Raw genomic sequence first — 17389 nt, forward strand, 5'->3', positions numbered from 1 at the left:
TTGCATTGAATAAACAGCTATCATGAAATGCTGGGCAAACACTTTCCAAAATACAGGCCCGAAAATAGATGTACTCCGGACAAGTGTTCACTATAATGGAAATAACAGCTATGTTAAAGCGCTTTACTGGATATGAACATAAGTGGTACTTGAAAATGAGATCAGGCAATTCTCAATCATTAAACCTATTATATCCGAACGAGGTGTCGAACAATGAATTTGCCGCAGGTTTGGAAGAAGCGCCTTATGCATATCACGCCAAATGTAGTCATCTTGTTCTCAGCGATCTCTCTTTCTAGTAATATGGTCAAATCCGTCAGCAGCTCGCAAGGTCTCATCCTTACTCTTACTTTCGCTGGTTTCATCTTTGCCTCGATATTGTTCAGAACGCTCTCGCTCAAATACGCGCTCGCCGCTATCGCTTTTTTCGCATTCTTCAACGCGCTGCCGGAGCTATCGTTTGATAGGTTGGTCAGCGTCATGTATTTATCGCTGATTCTTCTCGCTTTTTTACTGCCATCACCGCTACCGATATTTCTTGCCGCAGGCTATTTTCTTTATTTCATTTCATCTTATTGGCCCCAAGAGTCGATGGAGATGATTCGCACGATCGTGATCGGCATTATTGTCAATACGATCCTCTACGCACTACTGGCATTCTACTTACGGAACTTGAAGCAAGAGAATGCGGTCAATGTGGAGTTAAATGAACAGCTTAACCAAGCGTTAGGCAAGCTGCAACATATTGCTTACTACGATACACTCACCAAGTTGCCAAACCGTGAATTGCTCAAGCAGCGGATGATTGAGGAGTTGACCGAAGAAGCACCTACAGCCGTTCTTTTCCTTGACCTTGACCACTTCAAGAATGTTAATGACATGCTAGGCCACAGCGCGGGAGACCGGCTGCTGCAGGATGTTGCAAGCCTTCTGAGTAAGACGGTAGGCCAATCGTGTTTCATTTCCCGCTATGCGGGGGATGAATTTGTGCTGCTCATGCGCTACCAGCAGCAGAAGGACATCGAAGCGGTGGTGGAACAACTCATTCATGCCTTCCGGACACCGTTTCAGATGGATCAAAAGCAGATCTATGCGACGCTGAGCGTTGGCATAAGCCTTTATCCCGAAGATGCTAGCGATGCCGACACGTTAATCCAGTACGCCGATAAGGCGATGTACAGTGTCAAGAGTGGTGATAAAAATGGATTTCGTTTCTTTTATGCCATTAAGAGCGAGGAACTGCTGCGTCAAGTTAAGCTGGAGAATGATCTCCGGAGTGCAGTGAGTAAGAGAGAATTAGCCGTTCATTATCAGCCGTTAGTGGAGATGAGCACGGGGAAAATTCGAGGTTTGGAGGCGCTGCTGCGCTGGACGCATCCAGAACTGGGACCGATCTCTCCATCTGTCTTCATCCCTTTGGCTGAGCAGACTGGAGTCATTGTTGAACTTGGTGAATGGGTTCTTAACGAGGCATGTAGGCAGGTGCGGACTTGGCAGCGAGCTGGAAATCCCGATCTGGCGTTAGCCGTAAACATTTCGATCCGTCAGTTTAGGTCTCCTCAATTTGCTTCGAAGGTGATAAGCATTTTGGAAAATACAGATTTTGAACCTACTCTTCTGGAACTGGAGATTACGGAAAGTATGGTGCAGAACTTGAATGAATCGGTCATGATTCTCGGTGAACTCAAGCGCCAAGGCGTGAAGATCTCAATTGACGACTTCGGAACGGGTTACTCTTCCCTCAGCGTGTTAAGGCATTTGCCTGTCGATCTCCTTAAGATTGATCGTTCGTTTACGCGGGAACTGACAACGGCTATCCCTGCTGCTTCGATCGTCAAGCTTATCATTGATATCGGCCACAGTATGAATCTACAAGTCATCTGCGAAGGCATCGAGAACCCGCAGCAGTTTAAAATGCTCCAGCAATACGGCTGCGAGATTGGGCAAGGTTATTACTTTTATCGTCCATCCTCTGCAGAAGAGATCGAAATTCTACTTCACCGCAGGACTCCTGCTTGATATCTGAAATATTGCGGCAGCAATTTGCTAATATACCGGAGAAATAGAGTAGAAACCTTATCGCGTGGCAAACTCCTCCTCGATGATTTGCTGCAGCAATCGTGTAGAAGATTCAGCATGGTAGTTGTGCCGACGAGATTGTAATAGACCAATTGGCATCGGGGGCAGCTGTAACTCGACATCCACTCTTTGGACTCCCGGAATTAAAGGAGTAGACTCCAGTACGACACCGACTGCAAGCGTTTCTTGGATGAAATAAGGGATGGCCGATATCTGATTAACCGTATTAAGCAGAGGCGGGGAGTTCTTATAGCGAGATAGAGTTTTGGTGAACGGTAAATGATACAAGCATGAGCTGCCCCCTGCTGTGATTGGATATTGTAAGATCTCCTGGACGGGTACACGACTTCTATGACTCAACGGATGATTGTGATCTGTTATGAGAATCGTATTCTCTTGGTCCATGGGTTCGAAGTACAAATCCGCTGGATCGGATGGTTCACCACAGATGGCGAAGTCCAAGTCATCTTGCAGAAGGGATTTGGCTAAGAAGTCGGTATTTCCGGTTATAACTTGGCAAGCAATGCGCGGCTTATGCTGTTGAAATTTGCGTACAGAATGAGAAATTATGTTATTTGCTAGAGACTCGATTACACCGATGCGCAATTGGCCGATCTCGTCATGCTGCAACGCTCTGGCAAGCTCTGTGATACTGCTCCAATGCTGAATCAAGCCATCTACTTCTGCCGCAAATATTCGCCCGGCACTTGTTAGTTCGACGTCCCAGCCTCTTTTAAACAGTTGTACGCCCAGCTCTCTTTCTAATCGCTGAATCTGATTCGTTATGGTGGATTGAGCATAATTTAGCTTCTCCGCTGCTCGAGAGAAGGTCCCTTCTTGAAGGATGGTTTGAAAAGCAGTTAGTTCCTTTAGATCCATATGCGGCTCCTTAATCGAATAAATCGATAGAGATTATGATTTTATTCCATTATACAAATCAAAGCACGAGGATTACAATGAGGGCATCTTAAGTAAGGAGTGATCGGGATGCCTTTTATTCGAGTTAGTTATTTGGAATCACAATACGAAGTCCGTCAGTTGAACGTAATCAGTAAAGCAATCATGGAGACATTAATTCAGCATTTCCATGTGCCGGAGGACGATTGGTTCCAAGTGTTCCACGCCCATAAGCAAGAAGAGTTCTATTACAGCAGTCATTATCTGAATGTTGAACGAAGCGAAGGGCTGCTGTTCATTCACATTACGTGCAAGTCCGGGAGAACGGTTGAACAGAAGACATGCTTTTATGAGACGCTAGCAACGACATTGTCCAAGGCTCTTCCCATGAGGAAAGAAGATGTGTTCATCGTACTGGCTGAAAACGAATATGCAGATTGGTCGTTCGGAAATGGAGCTGCCCAAATGCTTCATAGAACGATAGGGGAGGCGTAATTGATGGCGCATCTTCAAATCCAATCGAGTGCAAAAGAAAGGTACGGCGATATGGCTCCAACATTCGTCCGTTACACAGAAGATGTTCTATTTGGGGATGTGTGGAGAAGAGAGCAATTATCCTTGCGAGATCGCAGCATGATAACAGTTGCGGCTTTAGTGGCAGGAGGAATGATCGAGCAGCTCCCCTTTCACCTTCGATTAGCCATGGAGAATGGAGTAGATCAAGAGGAACTCGTGGAGGCCATCACGCATCTCGCCTTCTATGCTGGGTGGCCGCGTGCTGCTTCCGCGCTCTCAGCAGCTAAGGATATCTTTGAAAAGGAAATAGAGAGACAAAATCAATCATGAAATAAGGTAGATGAGTAAGTAACCCTCCTAGTCATTAAGGAGGGTTATGTTTGTTTAGGAAATACAGGGCTCCGTTACTTGCTGCCTAATCTTCACCAATCTGAAGCCATTGCTCCAGCTTCACCGCGACCCCATCCTCGTCATTGCTTGATGTCGTACCCGAAGCAATGGATGCCAGTTCAGGTATCGCGTTATGCATCGCAATGGCATGTCGACAATACTGGAACATCGCAAGGTCGTTATAGTCATCTCCGAATGCGCCGATCTCCTCGCTAGTGAAGCCATGCCTGCGTGCAACCTCTTCAACGCCGGACGCCTTGCTGATTGCTCGTGGCGACAGCTCCACACATGGAGCGCTGGACAATCGATATACATTCAGCTCATCATGAAAGGATTCGGCCAAATTATCGATATCATAGGTATGCGGCAGCAGTATCTTGGATGGCTGCAGCTCCGACATGGACTGTTCCGATAAGATAATCGGGTCTAATTGATCAGCAGGACCTAAGAAATAGGCTTTCTCCTCTCTATTAAGCAGGCGATTGGCATGCCAGCGATCATCCACCTCCCAGATGCACACACCTTCCGCATGATGATTCAGCACATGCTGATGGAGCCGATAAGCAGTGGCGTTAGCGATTGGCTGATCGACACGCCAATCTTCTTCGGCATTCACCACAATCGTCCCATTGTTATAAATAAAGTAATGAGCGATTGCCAATTGTGGAAATAGCGGGAGCACAAGCCGCGGAGGTCTTCCTGTCGCGATGATAATGATGCCGCCGCTATCGCGGTATGCGCGAAGCGCCTGTTCCGTGCGCGCCGACAAGGTCCCGTCCGAGCGCAGCAGCGTCCCGTCCATATCAAAGGCTGTCGCCTTGGGCCTCCCCCCTGTTGCATGAATGGTCATTTATATTCCCCCTATTATTTCCCAGTTTGGTGCGGCATCGATCTGCAGCAAATGCTGTGAGCCGGCGTATTTCTCCAGCAGCCGCACAAGCGGTTCCTCTAATCGGTATATTCGCTTCATCCTGCGCAGCATGGGGTACATCGAAGCCTGATCAGCCAAGTAGTCTGTCATCACAATGGTAAAAGCATCGTCATGTCGTACTGCGTGCCCCTTATAGTGACAGGCTTGAATACGCGATCCTATCGGCCTAGATGCATCGATTGTGTACTGAATGCCCTCGAACATGATGAATTGGTATAGAAGCAGATGCGGCTTAAGCCAATCCGCCTCTGGCTCCTGAGTTGCCTCGTTATACCAAGAAGCGCTGACTTCGAGAGCAGCCAAGAGTTCAGTTCCCTTGATTTGAAAAATGCTAAGCGCATCCATATAGGGAAATATCCGTTGGATATCCCCCCGCGTCAGTTGTCCTGAAGATAGCTTGAACGGCTTCTCGCCCGCATAAGCTGCAGCCGATAACTGTGCACGGCTCTCCTGCAGCTGCACTTCATGCATCCACTGTACAATGGGATGCTCTCTGAGGGGCAAGTCGCGCCAGTCATGGAGCTCCAAGCTTGAATCACACTGGCATAATACTTGAGCAAGTGCGGCTTCAGCGCTGCTGCGAATCTTCAGCGCTTCGGTTAACACTGCCGCAGATTCCTCGTGCCCAGTGATGTCTACGATTCGGCCTTCTGCAGCCATGCGTTCTGTCTCTTCTTCTGTAACGAAGGTGAGCGTCACTTCGCCAATATCCGTTCCGTGCGAGCCGGGCTGCAGGATGAGCGTTTTCCCCTCACGGCGCACGAAGCGGTCATGCTGATGGCCAGTCAGCAGGACATCAATGCCTTCCACCTCGCGCGCGATGCGGAGCGCAGCATTTTCCTCATCCCGTACGCCTTCTTGCTCTACTCCGCCGTGGTAACATACAACGACCGCATCCACGCTGGAGCGAACTTGAGCAAGGATTGTTCGGATTGTGGCAACCTCATCATGCCATTCCCAGCCTGTCACCCGATCCGGGTATTGCTTGGCTGGAATGCGTGTTGTTACGCCGATAAATGCGATTCGCCTTGTGCCGAATTGGACAATATGATAAGCCTCTGCTAGGCCATTGCCTGAACAATGGCGCACGTTCGCGGCCAGCCAGACGCAAGAGGATGAAGCGATGACACCTTGCAAATAAGGCATACCGTAGTCAAAATCATGGTTGCCAGGAACAGTCATGTCCACTCCGCTGGTCCGAAGCAGGTCACCGATCATCTTTGCCCCGTATTGTTCTTCATGGAGCGCAACATGACTAGCCAGCGGCGTGCCTTGCAGGAGATCGCCGTTGTCGATCATCCATACATGCTTGCGAGTGCTTCTCAGGTTGGACGCATATTGGGCGGCGCAAGCAAGGGACCCGCCTGATTGGCCGTCTTCGCGTGTCCAATGTCCGTGTATATCACTGGTATACAGTAACGTAATGGTATTTTCATTATGGCGCATGATGTTCTTGCTCCAGCATCTTCCACTCGATTGACCATAGCTCGGATTGACTGGTCGATACGGCACAGGCGCCTGCTTCATACAGCTTTCCAACTTCCTCCGGCAGTGTAATGAGTCCGCTTGCGATGATCGGCACATCGTATTGCTCGGACAGCTCGCGCACGTTCTTCGGCAGATTGCCCGGGGCTATATTAATCGCGTCCGGCTGCAAGTCGTTGATTACCTTGCCGCTAAGCTCAAGGGAATAGCTGTCGAGCAGGAACATCGTCAATATGCCATACACGCCAAGTCTCTTTGCTTCCTTTACCACATGGGCCTTGTTGCTTACAAGGCCACAGACTTGGACTTCATTCAGCAGGAATTGAACCGCCTCCTTGTCCTGGGACAATCCGCGGATCATATCGAAATAGACAAATAGACGCATGCCGTTTTTTTCGACTTGCTTGCTGTATGCCTTTAATTCACTCAACGATGAGCGAACCAAAAAGATATTACGCACGCCCATGCGTTCTGCTCTTACCATATCGAGTTCCGTCTTAACTGCCGCAATAACCGTAAAGGGGCTGAATAGATGATGTAATTTCATTAGGCCACTCTCCCATCGATTGATTGAATACGCAGCACGGCGAACATCGCCGCAGTAAATACAAGGAACAAACTCGTTACCACCATAAAGGCATGGCCAAATGAGAAGGAATGCTGCATGGCACCAATCAGCCAGGTGGAACAAGCGCCACCTGCAAAGCCGCCAGCAAAGAACAAGCCCATGCGTGAGGCTGCGAGCTCGTCCCAATATTGGACAGCGAGCGCCGTCATCGTAGGGAAGATCATCGCGATCGCCATTAGAAATGCGGCATATCCGAATGCCCCAAGGAGGCCCGGGACCAAGCTCGCCCATACTAAGCACAAGATGGCAACCGTCACGCATCGGATGAGAGTGCCGCTGTAGCCCCATCGCCTCACACTGCGGCTGACGCCAAGCCGCAGCACCGTGAAGCCGGCAAATGCGATGGTGTACAGCAGCGTGGCGAAGGCAGGCTCAAGGCCATATTGCTGGAGAAGCAAGGGGCGATACCACACGGTAAGGCCAACCTCAGCTCCAACATAGCAGAAGTACAGAACTAAGAAGCAGACAAACGGCAGAATGGAACTGCGGCTCATACTCGGCTCTACGGGTGCCTCGCAGTTGGTTCGCGCTGCAGGCTTGTCCTGCTTGGGCTTGTGCCCCTCGCTTGGCCAAGCAGGTCGGCTTCCAGCAACGGCGAGCAGTACGCCGAATATGGCAAAAGCGAGCCAGATCAGCGGCCATGTTACAGCTGTCTGAGCAGGAGACTTCCCGCTTACGAACCATTCAAGCGCAAGCGGCCCAACAATAAAGCCGCAGCCCATCATAAAGTGCAGCCGTCCAAGCAATTGCCCCGCTCGCTCAGGCGAAGCGAGCGGAAGCGCTACATTGCACACCATGCCAACGATTCCATTGGCATAACCGATTAGAAGGAACAATCCGCACCATGCAGCTGCGGAAGAAGCGGACAGCAGTGCCAACAGGGCCATTCCTGCCGCAAAAATCACTTGATGTATACGAAAGGCTCTCTGCCATCCCCACCATGCTGTTACACGGCCGGCGAGCACGTTGGCTCCCAGCAATCCAGCGGAGCTAAACGCAAAGATCAGCCCGCTTGTTTTCGCGTCAAACTGGTATTGATCGAAGAAGAAGTCCGGCAAGAAGCCTTTCATGGACTCCATCATTCCTGTAACCAGCATCGATAAGCCTGTTAGAAGAGGCAGCGCCCAACCAATCTCAGCTGGACGCCTCACCTGTTACCACCCCAGAATCTTTTCGATCTCGGCGGCAGCCTTGTCGAGCGCTTCATCGCCTGACATATCGCCTGCGAATGAGCCTTGAATATGATCCAGCAGGATTCGAGTGGCGCGTGTGCCCGCCTCGCCCGGCCAGTTGAACCAAGGCACAATATCCTGCGCTTGCTTATAAGTAGCGGCAGCCATCGGGTTTGCCTTCAGATAATCGGCCATCAGCTCTTCACGAGCACTGTCGCGCACTGTCATATAGCCCATCTTCTCTGCCAATAGCGCGGAGCTCTCTGGTGAAGTCGCATATTTAACGAAATCCCATGCGGCGGCTTCTTTTTCATCATTGCCTTGGAACACGTACAGGCCAGCTCCGCCAGCAGGCAAGCGGCGAGTCGTTTGTCCTCCCTCCCAAGTTGGCAGCAGCATAATGCCCAGATTAAAGGAAGAGTTTTTCGATAAATTGGCTAGATTGCCGGTTGTGGCTACCAGCATGGACAGATTCCCGCTTTGGAACGCTTCCGCTGCCTGCGTGCCGTTCATTTTTGGAATCGACTTATCCTTTTGCATCATATCCAGCCAGTAACGAAGCACCTCTTTGCCGGCAGCGTCATTGAATTGAACATCTTGATCCTTAATAGAAGCATAGCTGCCGCCTTTCGTCTCAAGAAGGGTCTGGAACATCCACGTATCAAAGTCCATCTGAAAATAAATGCCTCCACGGCCTGACTCTGAGGCTGCAAGCTGCTGTGCCCAGTCGCGCACCTGCTCCCAGCTCTTCGGCTGCTCCACGACCGGGATGCCTGCCTTCTCAAAGTGATCCAGATTGACATAGATGAGAGGGGTGCTGACGAGAAACGGCAGAGCATACTGGTGGCCTTCTGCATCTTGGCCGAGCTTCAGCATTTCAGCTGTGTAGTCTGCAGTTGAATACCCTTCTTTGTCTATAAAGGTTTGCAAGGGGCGAATCGGCATTCTAGTGGACATAAACTCCCCGTTGGCATAGCTGCCGATTGCTACTTCTGGAAGCTGCTTGGACACGGCTAGTGTTTGAAGCTTCTCCAACAGTCCGTCATAGAAGCCTTGAGCCTGCTCGGCCTTGACGATGACCTTGTCTTGGGACGCGTTATAGCGATCGACCATCTCTTGAATCGCCTCGCCTTGCGATCCGCCAAATACATGCATAAACTTGATCTCGATCGCGTCCGCCGTCTTGTCTCCTGTATCGGAAGCGGCTTCTGTGCCTGCTGGTGAAGCCGAAGCGGGTTCACTATTGCTGGAATGGGTATTTCCTTGTCCACAGCCAACCAAGAGCCACATTAGTGCTGCTATTAGCATGATATTCAGGCTGATACGTTTCTTCATCTCTAATTCCTCCTGCAGGTTTTATTTAATTCCGCTTTGCAATGAGCTTTCTGTAAAGTAGCGCTGCGCCAGTGTGTATATCCCGATAACCGGCAGCACGGATAAAGTGGCCGCAGCCATTGTCGGCACCCATTCAATGTAGCTGTCGTTACGGAAGTGCACGATCGCCACCGGCAGCGTCATTTTCATTTCATCGCTCAAAATAAGAAACGGCCAATAATAATCATTCCAGTTGTTCACGAATTGAATCAGTCCGACTCCAAACAAGGCAGGACCAGAGGCCCGTAGATAAATATGGTACAGCGTTTGGACGGAATGGCAGCCATCTACTCTTGAGGCCTCCTCCAGCTCTCGTGGAATAGCCATAAAGAATTGGCGGAGTACAAAAATGGCGTACGCGCTTGCGATATGCGGTATGATCACCCCCTTGTACGAATTGACCCAATCAAAGGAGTTGACGACCAAATACACCGGCAGCATAATGGCCTGCGGAGGTACCATCATCGTGCATAGGACGAAGAAAAATAAGGCTTCGCGACCTCTGAATTGGTATCTGGCGAAGGCGTACGCTGCTAAGACACCAAGGATCAGCTGCCCTCCTGTCAACACGCTCGTCAACAGCACGCTGTTCATAAACCAGCGGGCGATTGGCGCCTGCTCAAGCACCTGCTTGTACCCCTCAAGACTGAAGCTTGTCGGGATAAGCAGCGCCACTCGCTTGAACGGATCAGCGCTCGGGGAGAAGGATACTGTTAGCATCCAGATGAATGGCATTAACACCGCTAATACCGATAACAGCAGAAAAACATTCAACAGCAGACGACTACGTAACTTCATGATGCCACCCCCCTACACCCATTGCGTGCGCTTTTGCATCCAGCGCACCTGAATAACGGTCAATCCCAGAACAATGACAAACAAGATCGTCGCCGCTGCGCTGGCTGTACCTGTGTTAAAAAACTGGAATGCCTCCTGCCATATAAAGAAAGCCCAGACGTTCGTCGAGTTGTTGGGACCTCCGAGCGTCATAATGTGAACAGTGGCGAATATCTGCAAGGAATGAAGAAGTGTGATCGTCCAGACGAACATATGCACAGGCATAAGCAGCGGGAACGTCATGTGGCGGAAGGACTGCCAGCCGCTCGCTCCATCAATCGCTGCTGCTTCCTTCACTTCATTGTTCAATTGCTTCAAGCCAGAAATATATAAGACGACATTGTAGCCAAAGGACATCCACACGCCTACAATGGCTAGCGCGAACATCGCCAGCTTCGTATCCTGCAGCCATGCCTGCTCGCCAATTCCGAATAAGCCAAGCCATTCGTTGAACAGACCTTTTTGGGGCGAGAACATGAGCGAGAACACAAGTCCCGCAACAGAGACACTGATGACGACGGGAACAAAAAAGAGTACCCGATACATGGATCGCAGCTTGCCTGCCCGCTCAATGGCGAGTGCGTAAACCAAGCCGAGTGCAGCAGATGGCGGCACAGTTAGCGCCATGTACAGCAGCGTGTTGCGAATGACTTTCCAGAACAGTGGATTGCTAAGCACCTCTTGGTAGTTGCTTAAGCCCACAAACTGCTTCTTATCAAGCAGCAGGTCCCACTCCATAAAGCTGATATAGAGTGAGAAGAATAACGGAAATACAAAAAATATGGCGTACAGCACCAATACGGGAGATAAGTACAAGTAGGGCTGCCATGGAATTCGTCTCATCCTATGCCTCCTCTTAAGCTGAAATGAACGCAACAAAGCCCGTGACTCCCCCTATGGTTCCATCAGTAATGGAGAAGGGGAATCACGGGCATTCTCTGCAATTGAGCCCATTGGCTAGAAATATTTAATTGCTTGTTGCCTTTACTTTAACTCGGCACTGTTAAGAGAGTATTTGCTTCATATGTAAAATTCGTAAAGGTTATACTTCACCATCCTATATGCTTGATATCCCTGACAGCTCTACTACATCAAAGTCCCCTCTGCCGCCAAGTGGACAGAAGGGACTATTTTTTTACTCATTTTGCATATGAAAAGAATGCGTTCCGTACACGATTACAATTCAAAGTGAAAGTTGGATTCAAATCTTCATATACGGCAGCGAGACGCCTTATTCAGGCGCGACCAGTTCAACCTTTATGCGATCAGGGTCTTCAAAAAATAGAGCGTAATAATGGTCGCCGCCTGCGAACGGATGCTTATCTTTATAAAGCATGTTCATGCCTTTAGAACGGACCTTCTCGGTCAGCTCGTCCACTTGTGCTCTGGAAGAAGCATGGAAGGCTAAATGATTCAGTCCTACCCGGCAGCGATGGTACGGAACATCCAAGTATTTTTCTTTAGCTTGCACAAATACAAGATAGGTGTCCCCTAATTTCCAACTGAATCCTTCTTCCCATTCCTGATACAGCGTGTAGCCCAGTTCTGACAAGAACCAGCCCCAGAAATCGTTTGAGCGCTTGAGGTCAGAGACATAAATCTCTACATGATGCAATAATCCCAATGAAGTCATCCCTTCCTGTTTTTTACTATTATCATACCTCAATTTGCTTTAAAAACGTGCAGTTATTTCTGCTGTTAGATTAGCGATGTCCCCTTTGTAAGCATCAACAACCTTACCTTCTGTAATATTCCAATCGCGTTCAAGCAGGGAGATGATCTCCTGAAGCATCTCGATAGCCTTATTATAAGTTTCCTTGAATGCTGTAGATATGGCACATCGCTTCCAAGGAATCCGTATACTTGGGATGCGGCTGCAGTTCATAGCCTTTGCTGTAATATTGTACGGCTTCGTCGTACCTGCAAAGCTTGGCCATGCAATCTCCCCTGGAGGTCCATGCAGCCCAATCATCCGGATACAAGTCCGTCATCTGCTCCCACAGCAATAAGGCTTGAGCATGGTTGCCTTCTTCCTTGCATATAAGGCCGTCATATAACGGATATAAGTAGCTTGCATGAATTTGATTCAATTTCTCTAGTATTTCTTTTGCTTCCGTGCATCTGCCATCTGCTATGAGATAATTCAAAAGCCATACATAAGCAGGCCAGTAATCGGGATGATTCTGCACAAAGTTCACGTAATACGCGATGAGCTTATGGTGATTGGAATAATTCCAATCGAATAGGACTCCTTTCTCTGCATCGCGCAGTGCATTATGATTTCTTTTCGAATGAGGAACCTGTCTAATTGCATCTTTGGCATAATGAACAGCATATTCACGATGCTCATCAGAACGATGCATGTGAAGCTCCGCTAACAGCGTAAGACTGTAAGACTTTCTCTCCTCATCGTCTAATTTTCCTTTAAGAAACTGCTCCGCGTAGTGAAAATCATCCTCGGAGATCACATGTTCTTGATGAATCATATTTTCAATCCGTTCGAGATGGGTGTCATCCGTAAGGGCAAACAGCTCATCAATGGTAACACCCAAGATCACAGATAATTGAGGGAGAAATTGAATATCAGGCAGAGTTACGCGATTCTCCCATTTGGATACTGCCTGTGATGATAGATTAAGCTTTGCCGCAAGCTCCTCCTGCGTCATTCCTTTTTGTAAACGCAGCCATCTAATTTTCTTCCCTAGTTCAATATTCATAAGGTTGACCTCCCATGTGTATCCTCTTGACTAGTCAACTGCATTATAACGTTATAGCTAAAATACCCTCAATGACCGCCTTGTTACATGAATGAGCTTATCTGTTACAAGCGCAGGTATATCTGCGTTCTTGATTGTCCTGCCACGGGAGGTTTTATGCTGGTAGAGATGACAGCGAGAACCGTATATGAGGGGGCCCTATTCATGAGATCAATGGAAATGTTGTCTGCGTTTATCAATATCGTGCTGCTAGGCTGGCTAATACTTGCTAGAACAAAATCGCGACGGGCGATGCTTATCGGATTGGCCATCTCGGCTATAGCCGTGTTGTTCCACGGAATTATGGAAGGCATGCGCTGGCAGATGGTTCCCATCTATCTGATAACGATCATTCCCATCGTTATACTGGGGGTACAATCGATATTTGAGCCGAAAGAGCGAACGGGGAAGGGATCACGAATACGTCGGATCCTTGCTTTGTCGTTGGCGTTCCTGTATGGGATCATCGCCGTGGCGCTGCCTATCGTGCTTCCGGTCTTTACCTTTGAGAAGCCGGCAGGGCCTTATTCCATCGGTACCGTAACCTATGATTGGATAGATGAGCAGCGTGAAGAGACATTTACAGCGGAGGCCGGCGACAAGCGCGAGCTAATGGTGCAAATCTGGTATCCTGCTGAGCTGCAGGCAAGCGGAAAACGAGAACATTATTTGAGTGATGCAGGTCCATTTGCAGAGGGTTACAGCAAGCTCTTGAATATGCCGAAGGCATTGTTTACGACCTTTGAGCATGTCAGGACACACGCTGTCGAGCACGCAGCGATTGCCACCCGGGAGCCCGCGTATCCGGTGCTCCTGTTCTCCCATGGGTTCAGTGGACATAAGAACCAGAACACCTTCCAGATCGAGCAGCTGGTAAGCGAGGGCTATATCGTCGTAGGCATCGATCACACTTACAGCAGTATGGCATCTGTGTTCGCAGATGGCCGCGTAGCTTGGTTGGTGCCGCAGGATACAGATTCAGCAGACTATTTGGATCAAGCCAATGAAGGATGGGTGGAGGATGTAAAGTTCGTGCTTCATCAATTGGAGCAGCTTGCTAATCATGATCCTGAAGAGCGCTTTACGGGGAGGCTTGATATGGAGAAGGTGGGGATGTTTGGCCATTCCTTCGGCGGGGCAACAAGCACACAGATGCTCATGCGCGATGACAGAATTAAAGCAGCCATTAACATGGATGGCATCCTTTATGGCAAGCAGCGGGTTCCCGAGGGAGGACTAAAGAAGCCATTTCTATTAATGAGTGCAGATCATTCTCTACAGATCGCTCAAACGATCCCGGATCGGCAGCAAGCTGAGATGATCGAACGCATGCTGACTCGATATGAGCACGTGGCAGATGGCGGTAACTATTGGCTCATCATAAATAACATGGATCATACGGGCTTTAGTGATTTTTACCTGATTTCACCGCTGATTGAACGGATGGCAGGCATTCATCTACAACAGGCTCACCGTATCATTAACGACTATTCGTTGGACTTCTTTAATCATTACTTAAAACAGCAGCCCTTGCAGCTATTGAATCAGGTCGGCGAACATCCCGATTACACCTTGAAAAAGGGCTGAGTGGTGCAGCTATTGGAATCGTTGAGGGCGCTGTGCTCCTTGCCCTTTGCCCTCAATGATCGCATGATGGACTTATTGGTGTTGAAGCCTCCATTGGACACCGCGGTACAAGAGGAGACTTCCTTTGTACAGCTGGCGGTATTGCGGACTAATGATGGCGCATAGCGCATTGCAGCGCTCAAGGCGTGTCGTGCGGGTACTCTCTATATATTGGGCATAAGCGTGGAAAAACGATTCCTTAGGGCGCGATTGCTTGGAGTTCGCATGCAGTAGAGCCATTTCATCAATTATACTTTGGACAGCCTTGCTCCCCGCTGTGTATCGCTGCTTCAAGGCAAGATTCAACCGACTCTGCACATCCTCTATCTTTTTGATCCATAGAGATGCATGATAACGAGGCTGATTTGTAATAGAAGAGAATTGCAGCTCGACCTTTTTAAGATCCGCGATAAACTGCGGATCGCTCATCAGCGTCTGCAGTTCCAGCCACGCAGCAGTCTGCTTGGCGGTTGTTCTAGGTTGATGAACAACATACTTGTTGAAAAAATAAAGAACCGGATCTCTCCATTCCACCGGGATATCCTTGAATAAATGTGATTCCTCTACCTTCTCCGATATATATTGTTCGCGCTGCTCGGCACTGACCGTTCTTGTATGCACGAGCTTAACAAGATAGCGCAATGCATCTCCGCCTTGTTCCTTTGCCTGGTGTAATAAAGCCATCATATTCGTCAGTGTGCGGACTTGCAGCTCAAGTGATTGGATATGTTCATCAATCGCTGCATCCACAGGAACCTCTCCATAGATGATATGTCTAATATCATCTATGCCAAAGTCCATATAGCGCAGTGCTGCCGTAAGTTCTAGAAGCCTGATATCCTCTGCCGTATACAAGCGGTGGCCGCCCTCTGTATATCTGGAGGGCTTTACCAGTCCAATCTCGTCATAGTAGCGGACTGTTTTAATGGTGGAGCCTATCCTTTTGGCGGCTTCCCCTATGGAAAAGACGGTCTCTTCAGCTATACAGTCCATAGGTGAATGGTTCATAGAAGTGTTATGTGAATGCAATGCCGTCACCTCCATTACATCATGATATAATCTCCTGTCGCGGGAGATTCAATGGTGAACCACGGCTAATCAGCATGGAGCAGTTTCTTTCCCCATTCACAGAGCGGCTCCAGCACACTCTGCAGCGACCAGCCTTTGTCCGTCAGTTCATAGACGACCTTGGGCGGGACCTCGGGGAAGACGGTACGGAGAATAAGGCCATCCGCTTCGAGTTCCTTCAGCTGCTGAGTGAGCATCTTCTGCGTGACGGGCGAGAGCCTTCTCAGCAATTCTCCATTGCGCAATTCCCCATGCTCTGCAAGCATGCACAGGATGCCGGTTTTCCATTTGCCGCCGATGCGGTCAAGTGCCGCTTCGGATGGGTTGTGATATGTTTTCTTCGACGCTGTGCGGTCGATACCTGAGCTATTATTCTCGCGTGTCAAGCCAAACCCTCCTTCAACGTACCCATTTGGTAACGATATGACGAAAAAGTGCGTACTTTTCTGATTCGATTATATCCTTCATACTCGGATTTGTCTTTACGATACAGAGAACCAGTCGGAGGAGGAAACCACGTATGAAAAAGAAGAAGTGGGGCGTTGGCATTATCGGAGCAGGGGGCTGGGGCGGACTTGCACATGCTCCAGCTCTGAAGGTGCTGGAGGCTTATGAGGCAAAGGCGGTGACTGGAACACGCCTGGAAAGTGCACAGAGGGCGGCTGAGCTTCTTGGCGTCGAGCGGTATTATATCGATGCATCTGAGATGGCAAGACAGTCTGACATAGACATCGCAGCTGTCACGGTGAAGGTGCCGGAGCACGATCGATTGATCCGTGCTGTGCTTGAGGCAGGCAAGCATGTGTACTGCGAATGGCCGCTTGCAAGGACTACAGCGGAAGCGGAGGAGCTTCTCGTGCTAGCGAAGGAGCGAGGCGTGCAGCATATTGTCGGTCTGCAAGCGCGCGCCAATTCGAACGTTCGCTACATGCGGGAGCTGGTGGCGGATGGCCATATCGGCCAAGTCCTAGCGGTGAATATTGCCGTTACACTCCCGGTATTCCCCACGACGAATGGCGTAGTGGATCAGGCACATGTGTATTTGCTGGATGCCTCCAACGGAGCTAACCAATTGACCGTTGGAGCGGCACATATTTTTGACGCCGTCGAATATATGATGGCGCCATTTATTGAAGTATCGGCGGCGCTTGCCGTACAGTACCCGGATGTAACGGTGCTTGAGACAGGGGAGACCGTGCAGGCGGATGCACCGGATCATGTGCTCATCTCCGGCAAATTGGAGGGAGGGGCGCTCGTAGCGGCCCAAATTGTTAACGGCGGTGCCCTTGGCTTTACGCTGCGAGTGATTGGAACAAACGGGGAATTGGTGATCACACCTCGGGACGGACTGATGTTCCAGATGGATCGACTAAACCTGAGCTATGTCAGCCCTTCAGGCGAGGCTGAAATTCTCGAAGCACCGGAGCCTGATGTATCGCTCGTATCATGGGATACGCTGCCTGGTCCGGGATATCATGTCGCTCATCAATACATCGCTTTGTCAAAGCAGCTTGCGGGAGAGACAGCGGAGCTTCCTGACTTTGCCCAAGCCGTTCGGCTGCATCGGCTGATGGATGCCATACGCCAAGCTTCCCAGACAGGCATACGACAAGCTGTGGAATAATCGGCT

At 49.6% G+C, this 17389-nt stretch carries 17 protein-coding genes; 5 read left to right on the forward strand and 12 right to left on the reverse strand.

Translation table 11 applies throughout. The features are described from left to right. Positions 1–213: 213 nt before the first annotated feature. Complete coding sequence (locus tag B9Y93_RS11875; RefSeq protein ID WP_085494649.1) at positions 214–2019, forward strand: putative bifunctional diguanylate cyclase/phosphodiesterase; 1806 nt, start codon at positions 214–216, stop codon at positions 2017–2019. A gap of 57 nt (positions 2020–2076) precedes the next feature. On the opposite strand, the gene B9Y93_RS11880 is transcribed toward B9Y93_RS11875, so the two are convergent. Continuing rightward, positions 2077–2958: a LysR family transcriptional regulator gene (locus B9Y93_RS11880; RefSeq protein WP_085494650.1), complete on the reverse strand. Its 882-nt coding sequence runs from the start codon at positions 2956–2958 to the stop codon at positions 2077–2079. Between the two features lie 108 nt (positions 2959–3066). Between B9Y93_RS11880 and B9Y93_RS11885 the strand changes: the two genes are divergently transcribed. Both B9Y93_RS11885 and B9Y93_RS11890 read left to right on the forward strand, forming a co-directional pair. Continuing rightward, positions 3067–3471 carry a tautomerase family protein gene (locus B9Y93_RS11885; protein ID WP_085494651.1) on the forward strand — a complete coding sequence of 135 codons (405 nt, stop codon included), beginning with the start codon at positions 3067–3069 and terminating at the stop codon, positions 3469–3471. A gap of 3 nt (positions 3472–3474) precedes the next feature. Beyond that, positions 3475–3822 carry a carboxymuconolactone decarboxylase family protein gene (locus tag B9Y93_RS11890; RefSeq protein ID WP_085494652.1) on the forward strand — a complete coding sequence of 116 codons (348 nt, stop codon included), beginning with the start codon at positions 3475–3477 and terminating at the stop codon, positions 3820–3822. Positions 3823–3907: 85 nt separating this feature from the next. Here the strand turns inward: B9Y93_RS11890 and B9Y93_RS11895 are convergent, their stop codons facing one another. From B9Y93_RS11895 to B9Y93_RS11935, 9 genes are all read right to left on the reverse strand, one after another. Continuing rightward, positions 3908–4732: a Cof-type HAD-IIB family hydrolase gene (locus tag B9Y93_RS11895; RefSeq protein ID WP_085494653.1), complete on the reverse strand. Its 825-nt coding sequence runs from the start codon at positions 4730–4732 to the stop codon at positions 3908–3910. Beyond that, positions 4733–6259, reverse strand: coding sequence for a bifunctional metallophosphatase/5'-nucleotidase (locus B9Y93_RS11900; RefSeq protein ID WP_176228911.1), 1527 nt, complete (start codon positions 6257–6259; stop codon positions 4733–4735). Then, complete coding sequence (locus B9Y93_RS11905; protein ID WP_085494655.1) at positions 6249–6845, reverse strand: glycerol-3-phosphate responsive antiterminator; 597 nt, start codon at positions 6843–6845, stop codon at positions 6249–6251. Before B9Y93_RS11905 ends, B9Y93_RS11900 begins: the two co-directional genes overlap by 11 nt. Then, entirely contained in the window at positions 6845–8077 is a 1233-nt protein-coding gene (locus B9Y93_RS11910) for an MFS transporter (protein WP_085494656.1), read from the reverse strand. The genes B9Y93_RS11905 and B9Y93_RS11910 overlap by 1 nt, the downstream gene beginning before the upstream one ends. A 3-nt stretch (positions 8078–8080) precedes the next feature. Then, entirely contained in the window at positions 8081–9433 is a 1353-nt protein-coding gene (locus B9Y93_RS11915; protein WP_085494657.1) for an ABC transporter substrate-binding protein, read from the reverse strand. 21 nt (positions 9434–9454) lie between these two features. After that, the gene (locus tag B9Y93_RS11920; RefSeq protein WP_085494658.1) at positions 9455–10270 is read right to left on the reverse strand and encodes a carbohydrate ABC transporter permease; all 816 of its coding nucleotides are present in this window, start codon (positions 10268–10270) and stop codon (positions 9455–9457) included. Between the two features lie 12 nt (positions 10271–10282). Then, positions 10283–11152 (reverse strand): carbohydrate ABC transporter permease, encoded by an 870-nt coding sequence (locus tag B9Y93_RS11925; protein ID WP_085494659.1) that lies wholly within the window; start codon positions 11150–11152, stop codon positions 10283–10285. Between the two features lie 388 nt (positions 11153–11540). Beyond that, positions 11541–11942 (reverse strand): VOC family protein, encoded by a 402-nt coding sequence (locus B9Y93_RS11930; RefSeq protein ID WP_085494660.1) that lies wholly within the window; start codon positions 11940–11942, stop codon positions 11541–11543. A 172-nt stretch (positions 11943–12114) separates the two neighbouring features. Then, positions 12115–13026 carry a helix-turn-helix domain-containing protein gene (locus B9Y93_RS11935; RefSeq protein ID WP_085494661.1) on the reverse strand — a complete coding sequence of 304 codons (912 nt, stop codon included), beginning with the start codon at positions 13024–13026 and terminating at the stop codon, positions 12115–12117. Between the two features lie 204 nt (positions 13027–13230). Here B9Y93_RS11935 and B9Y93_RS11940 point away from each other — a divergent pair, with 204 nt between their 5' ends. Next, positions 13231–14652 carry an alpha/beta hydrolase family protein gene (locus B9Y93_RS11940; RefSeq protein ID WP_085495097.1) on the forward strand — a complete coding sequence of 474 codons (1422 nt, stop codon included), beginning with the start codon at positions 13231–13233 and terminating at the stop codon, positions 14650–14652. 72 nt (positions 14653–14724) lie between these two features. Here B9Y93_RS11940 and B9Y93_RS11945 read toward each other — a convergent pair whose 3' ends face one another. Further along, the gene (locus B9Y93_RS11945; protein ID WP_240967987.1) at positions 14725–15720 is read right to left on the reverse strand and encodes a MerR family transcriptional regulator; all 996 of its coding nucleotides are present in this window, start codon (positions 15718–15720) and stop codon (positions 14725–14727) included. 65 nt (positions 15721–15785) lie between these two features. Beyond that, a complete protein-coding gene (locus tag B9Y93_RS11950; protein ID WP_280522893.1) occupies positions 15786–16145 on the reverse strand; it encodes a winged helix-turn-helix transcriptional regulator in 360 nt (119 codons plus the stop codon). Between the two features lie 134 nt (positions 16146–16279). Between B9Y93_RS11950 and B9Y93_RS11955 the strand changes: the two genes are divergently transcribed. Next, the gene (locus tag B9Y93_RS11955) at positions 16280–17383 is read left to right on the forward strand and encodes a Gfo/Idh/MocA family protein (RefSeq protein ID WP_085494662.1); all 1104 of its coding nucleotides are present in this window, start codon (positions 16280–16282) and stop codon (positions 17381–17383) included. Positions 17384–17389 lie beyond the last annotated feature (6 nt).

The sequence above is a fragment of the Paenibacillus aquistagni genome (assembly GCF_900177815.1).
GTDB classification, from domain to species: Bacteria; Bacillota; Bacilli; order Paenibacillales; family Paenibacillaceae; genus Paenibacillus_B; species Paenibacillus_B aquistagni.